Below are 9452 nucleotides of genomic sequence, written 5' to 3'. Positions count from 1 at the left end.
TCACACCCAAATTCCAGAATGTAAACACATTCCGGATACTGTGAACAGGCTCTAGGAAACCCGGGGCGATTCACCCAGACGACAGGCTGTGCCTCCCAGAACAATGCGTGCGGGGTCGAGAACAGTCCAGAGATTGTGCAGCAGCATCCCCAGTTGTTTGCCCGCAACGGACAGCTGCTTCATACAAGCAGGGTCTTCCGTCTGCGCCCGTGCGAACAATTCCTGCATGCTGCACCCTAGGCTAGCAGCCAGCGCTTCCAGACCGAAACAGGATTCAGCGCATCCGCGGCGACCGCACCGGCAGCGGGGGCCTTCCGGCAATAGCTGGATATGCCCGACTTCGCCAGCGAAGCTTCGTCGACCGTGCAGCAAGCGTCCTCCTACAATCACGCCCGCGCTGATTCCCTGATCGAGCCCTATATAGAGCAAGGGGTCCGCAGCTTCTTCGCCGGAGATGAACTCCGTTTCACCCAGAGCTGCCGCGTCGCCATTATTGAGTATGTAGACCGGTACATTTCCCAAGGGGCCACGCGCCAATCCGCTACGCAGCAACTTGCCTAATGCCACCTCGTGCCAACCCAGCAGCGGTGCATCCACCAGATCGTCGTCCAGCACCTGCCCCGGAACGCCTACCTCCAGCCCCAGAACGTTACGCTGCCCGGGGGCCAGGCTAGCGACAGCCTCAGCCAACAGATCCAGCAAGCCCCGTACTTTCTGCTCGACAGGCGCCTCACCTGGTGAATCCAGTTGCTGTTCGAACAACTGTTCGCCAGCCAGCGACATGACGACAACTCGGACGATGTCCGCGTTCAGCTCGGCGCCCAGCACGACAAGCCTGTGTCCATTCAGACACAACGGCGTGGGCCGCCGGCCGATGTTGCCTGTCGCCTGGATCTCGTTTTCCCTCAGCCAGCCTTCTTCTATCAGCTCCTGTATCAGCAAGCTGACTGTTGACTTGGTCAGCCCCGTCTCCTGAGCCAGATCGGCACGTGAAAGCCCTGGCCTGCTCCTTACCAGACGCACAAGCGCCATCCTGTTGATGCGCTTGAGCAGTCGCTGGTCCCCAGTGATTGCCATGAATCCTCCGTCATCCGTTATCGACGATCCTCTCCGGGCTCTCCGCGCTTCATAGCGATCTTTTGTCACTTGCAGGCGGACGAATAGCTTCGGCGTCGGGATATCCCCTACGCTCGGAAAACCCGGGATGGATTGTTCGTGCCAGACGGCGGCAAAATTTGCCTACCGACGGCTGCCGCGGATTGTTCCATATTCCCTGCACGAATAGACGGAAAAACACTTCACATCCATCAACATTCCTTACCGGCGGCAGATCAGATCCGACTCCAAACTCATGCGGCGGCACGGACAAAAACATTCATAATCCGCGCCGCGATCGATCATCGCCCGCTCCGTCGTGCGCTATCCGGCAGACGACATGACGGAGGGACCACAACTATTTCTATTCGGGAGCTCTCATGCATAAATCGTCCATCCAGGGTAATGACCCTGTCTGGCGTCAAGTCATCTCGGGTGCGCAGATACTTTTCGTAGCTTTCGGCGCCCTTGTCCTGGTCCCCCTGCTCACTGGGCTCAATCCGGCCATGGCACTGCTGGGAGCAGGTGTCGGCACCTTGCTCTTCCAGATCGTGACCCGACGTCAGGTGCCGCTTTTCCTCGGTTCCAGCTTCGCATTCATCGCTCCGATCATTTACTCGATCCAGACCTGGGGCCTGCCGGCGACGATGGGGGCACTTGCCTGTGTAAGCCTCGTTTATTTCGCTTTTGCTGCGCTGGTCAACCGTCATGGTGCCGCGATCGTCCACCGTTTCATGCCGCCGGTGGTCATCGGGCCTGTGGTCATGCTGATCGGTCTCTCGCTTGCAGTAGTCGCTGTCAACATGGCAATGGGCAAGGCCGGGGACGTGCAGGTGGTCCCTTACCCCACGGCTCTTTTGCTCGCAGGTATCTCCCTTGGCGTAACCATCCTGGCATCGGTTTTTGCACGCGGCTTGCTGCGTTTGACGCCGATCCTTGCGGGGGTTGTGGCGGGCTACATCGTCGCAGCCATCCTGGGTTATGTTGATTTTGACAAGATCGCCGCCGCGCCGTGGCTGGCCGTGCCTGAACTGGTTGCTCCCAGCTTCAATTTCGCCGCGGTTCTGTTCATGCTGCCGGTAGCGCTGGCACCTGCCATCGAGCACGTGGGCGGAGTGGTTGCCATCGGTGGAGTCACTGGCAAGGATTACACGCAAACCCCCGGCTTGCACCGCACCTTGTTCGGCGACGGCCTTGGCGTACTGTTTGCCGGCCTGATCGGTGGGCCGCCCGTGACGACCTACGCCGAAGTTACCGGTGCAGTTTCGCTGACCCGCAACTTCAACCCGGTCACCATGACCTGGGCAGCAGTACTGGCTGTCGTTCTGGCCTTTTTTGGCAAGTTCAACGCCATCCTGCAATCAATCCCGGCGCCCGTGATGGGGGGCATCATGATGCTGCTGTTCGGTACCGTCGCTTCCATCGGCCTCAAGTCACTGATCGTGGATCGCACGGATCTGAATTAGGCACGTAACCTAATCATCGTCTCTGTGGTGCTGGTGATGGGGCTGGGGGGCTTTGTGGTGTCCGCCGGACAATTCAGCTTGCAAGGCGTGAGCCTGTGCGGTGTGGTTGCCGTACTGCTCAATCTCGTGCTGCCGCGCAAGCAGAACGAAAGCTGAGCGATCGGTCGGCTGTCGCCTGAAGGCGGCAGCCGATTAGTCAGGCATTAACGATTGTTTTTAGTGCACGGCCTGGAAAAACAGCAAAAAAGTCAGACAACATGCGGGGTTTTCCCTGCTTAAAGTCTTCTTCGTCAGACAACATAATACGCAGCGGACACATTCGTCTGTCAGGAGAACAGCATGGCTAAACCCTTCATGGATGAGAATTTTCTTCTCGAGACGCCTACCGCTCAGAAGCTGTATCACGAGTTCGCCGCGCCGCAACCCATCATCGATTATCACTGCCATCTGCCTCCCGAGCAGATTGCCCAGAACAAGCAGTTCAAGAACATCACCGAGATCTGGCTCGGCGGAGACCACTACAAGTGGCGCTTCATGCGCTCTTCTGGCGTCACCGAGGATTTCATGACCGGCAATCAGCCGGATGAAGCCAAATTCCGCAAATTCTGCGAGGTGTTGCCGATGGGTGTCGGCAACCCGCTCTACCACTGGAGCCATCTCGAACTGCAACGCTATTTCGGGACCAAGACCCTGGTTTCGGGTGCCACGGCGAGTGAGCTCTGGACCCACTGCAACAGCCTGATCGGCAAGCCCGAGCTGTCGGCACGTGGCTTGATGACCGGCTCCAACGTGAAAGCGGTGTGTACCACCGATGACCCGGTCGACGATCTGGCCAATCACAAGGCCATCGCTGCCGACAGTTTCCAGGTCAAGGTATTGCCGACCTTCCGCCCGGACAAATCCTTCAACATCGATCGCGCAGGTTTCCAGGACTACATTCGCAAGCTCGCTACGGTGTCTGGCGTCGCCATCAACAGTTTCAGCGATGTGACCCGCGCGCTCGACGCCCGTCTGGACTACTTCGCCGCACATGGTTGCAAGGTTTCCGATCACGCCATTGACATCGCCTTCTTCGCAGAAGCCTCGGAAACGGAGCTTTCGCAGATCTTGTCCCGTGCGATGAACAACGAGCCGATCAGCCGTGAAGATGCCGATAAGTACAAGACCGGCATCATGCTGCATCTGGGCCGCCGTTACGCTCAACGTGGCTGGGCCATGCAGCTGCACATCGGCGCGCAGCGCAACAACAGCGCGCGGCAGTTCCGCAACCTGGGCCCGGACACCGGCTTCGACTCCATTGCTGACGATCTCATCTCGGCCAAGATTGCCCGCTTCCTGGACACCCTGGATGGTGACGACCAATTGCCGAAGACCATCCTTTACAACCTGAACCCGATCCACAACGAGGTGCTGGCCACGATGATCGGCAACTTCCAGGACGGCAAGGTCGTCGGCAAGATGCAGTTCGGCTCCGGCTGGTGGTTCCTCGACCAGAAGGATGGCATGACTCGCCAGCTCACCGCGCTGTCCCAGCTCGGCAACCTCGGCGCGTTTATCGGCATGCTCACCGATTCGCGTTCTTTCCTTTCCTACACCCGGCACGAGTACTTCCGCCGCATCCTGTGCAACCTGATCGGTGGCTGGGTGAAAAATGGCGAGTACCCGCAGGATTGGGCACAACTGCAGAAGATCGTCGAAGGTGTCTGCTACAAGAACGCGGAAGCCTACTTCCAGTTCTGATCGCCATCCGCAGGCCTGCTGCATGCACGCCCCGCTTAAGCGGGGCTTTTTCATGCGCTAGAACAAAAAAGATACGTGACCGTATGGGTATACTGCCGCCTATCGGTTTTGAGCATCTGCTCGAAAGCACGGGCCCGCACCAAGGGGCCGTTTGCACAGCCCCGCATCCCACAAGGAAGCGGGGCTTTTCAGTCTCTGGCCCCTGCTAAACTTCTGGCTCATTCGTGCCAGTAACAGCCGCCGTGATCCGACTTCAGCCCGCAAGCCTCCAACTGTCTCCAGAAGGGATCCCCTTTTCTCCCGAGTATGGGGACGTCTACCACGCAGCCGCCGGTGCATTGGCGCAGGCCAGGCATGTTTTCTTGACCGGTAACGGGTTGCCAGAGCGCTGGCAGGGCCGGGAAGGTTTTGTCATCGTGGAGACAGGTTTCGGCCTCGGCCACAACTTTCTGACTGCATGGCAAGCCTGGCGCGAAGATCCGCTGGCCTGCGGCACGCTGCACTTCCTGTCAGTGGAAAAGCATCCCTTCAGCGCCAGCGATCTGGCGGCTGCGCACCAAGCGGCTGACGCGCCTGCCGAACTTTCCGCCGAACTGATCCGTCACTGGCCGGTGCTGCTGCCGGGTTGCCACCGTATTTCGCTGGATGGCGGACGAGTCATCCTGGATCTGTTCCTAGGGGATGTCGAAAACTGTCTCGCCGACGCAGGTGCGCGTGCCGACGCCATTTTTCTCGACGGGTTTTCTCCAGCCAGAAACCCGGAAATGTGGTCCGACGGCGTTTTTCGAGCGCTGGCAGCGCTTTCCGACCAGGAAACGACGCTGGCCACTTGGTCTGTTTCCGGTGCTGTTCGGGAAGGTCTGAGGCACGCGGGCTTTGCCGTGGAGAAGACCGAGGGTTTTGCAGACAAACGCCAGATGCTGCAAGGGCGCTATCGCGGGCCGAGACCCCGCGGTCAGACAACGGAAGAGCGCCACGCACTGGTCATCGGCGCCGGGCTGGCCGGTAGCGCGGTGGCCGAGCGCCTTGCCGCACGGGGCTGGCGGATCACGCTGATCGAGGCCCACGAGGATGTGGCGCAAGGCGCTTCAGGCAACCTTGCCGGCGCCTTCCGCCCCCTGCCCAGCAAGGACGACAATCTGCTCTCCCGTGTAACGCGTGCAGGTTTTCTGTATGGCCTGCAGCAGTTGGCGCGCCTGGAGGAGGCTGGTCATTCGGTGCTGTGGGAAGATTGCGGAGTCCTGCATCTGGCGCGCAGTGGCGATCAGGAAGCCCGCCAGCGCGAGGTGATCTCGTCACTCGGATGGCCGCAGGATTTCCTCGATTGGGTGGATGCCGCCGAAGCCACGCGCAAAGCTGGCCACACGGCGGGTTTCGGGGGATGGTGGTTTCCGCGTGGAGGGTGGATTCAACCACGCAGTCTGGTTGAGGCCCAGATCGCAATGGGGGGCGCGCGCATCCAGTTGCTCACCGGGCAGCCTGTGGCCAGGCTCGAACAGCGGGATGGCGTCTGGCATGCGCTTTCCCAGGACGGAAGCAGCATTGCCAGCGCCCCACAGGTGGTATTGGCCAATGCCCACGACGCGCGCCGGCTTGCCGATGCCCAATGGCTGCCACTACGCGCGGCACGCGGTCAGGTCAGCCACTTGCCGATGGCGCAGCTGGCACCTCTTGGCGTGGTGGTTTGCGGCCAGGGCTACATCACACCAGGCATCGGTTTGCATGCGGCGCTGGGCGCAAGCTTCGTGGTTGATGATTTCGATCTCGGTTTGCGCGAAGAGGAACACGCCGAAAATCTGGCGCGCCTGGGTCGCATGTTGCCAGGAATGGCAGACCGGCTTGCCGGTCAGGACATCGAAGGACGTGTCAGCCTGCGCCCGGTCTCACCGGACCGTCTGCCAATGGTTGGTGCGATGCCTGCGATCGCACAGGGTGAAGGCTTCAATCTGAGCTCCCTGCCCCGTACGCAAGGCCTTTGGATCATCACGGGCTTCGGAGCGCGCGGATTGGTCTGGAGCAATCTGTGTGGAGAGTTGCTGGCAGCCAGACTTTGCAATGAGCCGTTGCCGCTGGAGCGATCACTGGCCGAAGCGATGGATCCGGCACGCTTCCTGTTCGGCAAAACGCCGACGCTGGCCGAAGAAGCCTGAACTCTGAACTCTTACGCCGGCAATATCGGTCAGTGCAGCGCTCAGACTTCGTCGATCCACGCAGCCTGGATGGCTTCCAGAATGCGTTCGCCGCAATGCTTGGGATTGTCATCGAATTCCGGCAGGGCCATCACCCATTGCATCAATTCGACAAAGTTCACACGCTGCGGATCCGCATCGGGATGCACATCAGCCAAGGCAATGGCGATTTCCAGCGTATCGGTCCACTTCATTTCTTGCCTCCTTCGCTGACCATGTTGATGGTGTAGCGTGGGATTTCCACCACCAGCTCCTTGGCCTTGAGCAGCGCCTGACACGACAGGCGGGACTGAGGCTCCAGCCCCCAGGCCTTGTCGAGCAGATCCTCTTCCAGCTCATCGGCCGGCTCCAACGATTCGAACCCCTCACGGACGATCACGTGGCAGGTGGTGCAGGCACAGGACTTCTCGCAGGCGTGCTCGATTTCGATATCGTTGGCCAGCAAGGCATCGCACAGACTCTGTCCGGGCTCGGCTTCGATCACTGCACCATCCGGGCAGAGTTCGGCATGAGGCAGAACGACGATGCGGGTCATGACGGTTCTCCTTACAGATTGTCGACGCGGGCGCCGGTCAGCGCTTCGCGGATGGCTTTGTCCATGCGGCGTGCGGCGAAATCGCCTGTGGCTGCGGACAAAGCATCGATGCCGGCCTTGATGGCCAGGTGATCGGGGGTGGTGGACAACGCCTCCAGATGCTCGATCTCCGTGAGCAGCGTTGCATGCTCACTGGCAGACAGTAGGCTGGCATCCTCGGTCAATGCCTGGCGGGTCGCTTCGATCAGACGCCGGGCTTCGACCTGCTGCTCGCGCAGCGCGCGTGCCTGCATGTCGTCCTCGGCATGCTCGAAGCCCGACTTGAGCATCTGCGCCACCTCGTCATCGGAGAGCCCGTAACTGGGTTTGACTGTCACGTGGGATTCAACGCCGGTCGTCTGTTCTCGAGCGGTGACGGAGAGCAGACCGTCGGCGTCCACCTGGAAAGTCACACGTATACGCGCCCCCCCAGCCGGCATGGGCGGAATGCCGCGCAGCTCGAAACGCGCCAGCGAACGGCAGTCCTGCACCAGTTCGCGCTCCCCCTGCACGACATGGATCGCCATCGCGGACTGCCCATCCTTGTAGGTGGTGAAGTCCTGCGCCTTGGCAATGGGGATGGTGGAGTTGCGCGGGATGATCTTCTCGGTGAGCCCGCCCATCATTTCCAACCCGAGTGACAGCGGAATCACGTCGAGCAGCAGCCAGTCTTCCCCCGGACGACGATTGCCAGCCAGCACGTTGGCCTGGATGGCCGCACCGATGGCGACCACCTTGTCCGGATCAATGTCGGTATGAGGCTGGCGCCCGAACAGCTTCGCCACGGCACTGCGCACGTGAGGCATCCGGGTGGCGCCTCCCACCATCACCACGGCCTGGATGTCATCCACCCCCAGTCCGGCATCGCGCAAAGCCTTCTTTACTGGACTCAGGCTACGATCCACCAACGCCTGCGTGAGCGTGACGAAATCTTGGGCGTGGACTTCCACCTCACGCACACCATCGGCTGCCAACGGTACGCGAGCGGTCACCACAGGGGCGCTGCTCAGCGCCTCCTTGACGCGCCGAGCCTCGGCCAGCAAGGCACGCGAGCGCGAGCAATCCAGGTCGACGCCACTGGCCTTGCGGTGCAGCCAGTCGGCCAGGGCATCGTCGAAATCATCCCCTCCCAGCGCCGAATCTCCGCTGGTGGCCATGACTTCAAAGACTCCCCGGGCGAGACGCAGGACGGAGAAATCGAAGGTCCCGCCCCCCAGGTCATACACCGCGTAGATACCTTCCGCCGCTTCGTCCAGTCCGTAGGCGATCGCAGCCGCGGTGGGCTCGTTGAGCAGGCGCAGCACGTTCAGCCCTGCGAGCCGAGCGGCGTCCTTGGTTGCCTGGCGTTGTGCGTCGTCGAAATACGCAGGCACGGTGATCACTGCGCCAACGAGATTGTCACCCAGCGATGCTTCGGCCCGTTCGCGGAGCCTGCGCAGGATTTCCGCCGAAACCTCGACAGGAGAGCGCGGCCCCGCCACGGTGTTGATGCGTACCATACCGCCGCCAGCGTCGAGCAGATCGTAACGACCGCGCATCGGCGCATCTACGTCCTGCAGACCCCGCCCCATCAGACGTTTCACCGAAGCGATGGTATTGCGGGGATCTTGTGCCTGGACAGCCAGCGCTTCGCGGCCGACGATGGTGTTTCCATCACGCAGGAAGCGCACCACGGAAGGCAGGATCACGTCGCCCTCGGCATTGGGCAGGCATTCGGGCAATGCATGGCGCACGGTCGCCACGAGCGAGTTGGTGGTCCCGAGATCGATCCCCACCGCCAGTCGCTGCTCGTGCGGTGCGGGGGAGTCTCCCGGTTCGGAAAGCTGCAGTAAGGCCATCACTCTTCCAGTCGAGCCAGTGCATCGGTGATTTCCCGACGCAGTTTTTCCATGAACATCAAACGTTGCACCAGCTCTCCGGCGCGGGGCAGATCGGCTGCCTCGTCGAGCGCCTGAGCCAGATCGTCGAACATCACCCGTTCGTCCCTCGCCAGTTCGCGATGCAGCCGTTCAAGCTCGACGGCATCGCTGGCAGCTTCCTCGACAGACTCACGCCATTCCATTTGCTGCATCAGGAACGCTGGTGACATGCCTGTGTTGCGCTCCGGATCCACCGGCGCGCCGCGACGTTCAAGCAGATAGCGTGCACGCTCCAGCGGGCTTTTGAGGGTGCGAAAGGCTTCATTAGCCAGCGTGGCCCATTGCATGGCCACTCTTCGCTCGGCCTCCGGGCGATGGGCAAAACGGTCCGGATGGACCTGTGCCTGCACGCTGCGATAGGCATCCTCCAGACGAGCAGGATCAATCGCGTAGCGCTCGGGCAACGAAAACAGCGAGTAATACTCTTGCATGGCGGCATACGCCTGCTGCTGGACGCAGCAGGCGTCAG

Annotated in this window: 9 protein-coding genes; 4 read left to right on the top strand and 5 right to left on the bottom strand. The window is 61.0% G+C overall.

Annotated elements, in window-relative coordinates:
* Positions 1-51: 51 nt before the first annotated feature.
* Positions 52-1077: an ROK family transcriptional regulator gene (locus BGI27_RS11680; RefSeq protein WP_095525042.1), complete on the bottom strand. Its 1026-nt coding sequence runs from the start codon at positions 1075-1077 to the stop codon at positions 52-54.
* Between the two features lie 398 nt (positions 1078-1475).
* On the opposite strand from BGI27_RS11680, the gene BGI27_RS11675 reads away from it, so the two are divergent.
* The 4 genes from BGI27_RS11675 to mnmC all read left to right on the top strand — a co-directional run bounded on the left by BGI27_RS11675 (position 1476) and on the right by mnmC (position 6451).
* The gene (locus BGI27_RS11675) at positions 1476-2561 is read left to right on the top strand and encodes a uracil-xanthine permease family protein (RefSeq protein WP_223871769.1); all 1086 of its coding nucleotides are present in this window, start codon (positions 1476-1478) and stop codon (positions 2559-2561) included.
* A gap of 24 nt (positions 2562-2585) precedes the next feature.
* A complete protein-coding gene (locus BGI27_RS18525) occupies positions 2586-2717 on the top strand; it encodes a hypothetical protein (RefSeq protein WP_263406614.1) in 132 nt (43 codons plus the stop codon).
* Between the two features lie 183 nt (positions 2718-2900).
* Entirely contained in the window at positions 2901-4301 is a 1401-nt protein-coding gene (gene uxaC, locus BGI27_RS11670) for a glucuronate isomerase (RefSeq protein ID WP_095525041.1), read from the top strand.
* A gap of 224 nt (positions 4302-4525) precedes the next feature.
* Positions 4526-6451: a bifunctional tRNA (5-methylaminomethyl-2-thiouridine)(34)-methyltransferase MnmC2/FAD-dependent 5-carboxymethylaminomethyl-2-thiouridine(34) oxidoreductase MnmC1 gene (mnmC, locus tag BGI27_RS11665; RefSeq protein WP_317984296.1), complete on the top strand. Its 1926-nt coding sequence runs from the start codon at positions 4526-4528 to the stop codon at positions 6449-6451.
* 41 nt (positions 6452-6492) lie between these two features.
* Here the strand turns inward: mnmC and iscX are convergent, their stop codons facing one another.
* Genes iscX through hscB form a run of 4 tightly spaced genes read right to left on the bottom strand, consistent with a single transcriptional unit; the run spans position 6493 to position 9414 of the window.
* Positions 6493-6684 carry a Fe-S cluster assembly protein IscX gene (gene iscX / locus BGI27_RS11660; RefSeq protein WP_095525040.1) on the bottom strand — a complete coding sequence of 64 codons (192 nt, stop codon included), beginning with the start codon at positions 6682-6684 and terminating at the stop codon, positions 6493-6495.
* Entirely contained in the window at positions 6681-7025 is a 345-nt protein-coding gene (fdx, locus tag BGI27_RS11655) for an ISC system 2Fe-2S type ferredoxin (protein ID WP_095525039.1), read from the bottom strand. The genes iscX and fdx overlap by 4 nt, the downstream gene beginning before the upstream one ends.
* An 11-nt stretch (positions 7026-7036) precedes the next feature.
* Complete coding sequence (gene hscA, locus BGI27_RS11650) at positions 7037-8902, bottom strand: Fe-S protein assembly chaperone HscA (RefSeq protein WP_095525038.1); 1866 nt, start codon at positions 8900-8902, stop codon at positions 7037-7039.
* The gene (hscB, locus tag BGI27_RS11645; RefSeq protein ID WP_095525037.1) at positions 8902-9414 is read right to left on the bottom strand and encodes a Fe-S protein assembly co-chaperone HscB; all 513 of its coding nucleotides are present in this window, start codon (positions 9412-9414) and stop codon (positions 8902-8904) included. Before hscB ends, hscA begins: the two co-directional genes overlap by 1 nt.
* Positions 9415-9452 lie beyond the last annotated feature (38 nt).

This window comes from Candidatus Dactylopiibacterium carminicum (genome assembly GCF_014736495.1).
GTDB lineage: Bacteria > Pseudomonadota > Gammaproteobacteria > Burkholderiales > Rhodocyclaceae > Uliginosibacterium > Uliginosibacterium carminicum.
This window is presented reverse-complemented; position numbering and strand designations above follow the sequence as displayed.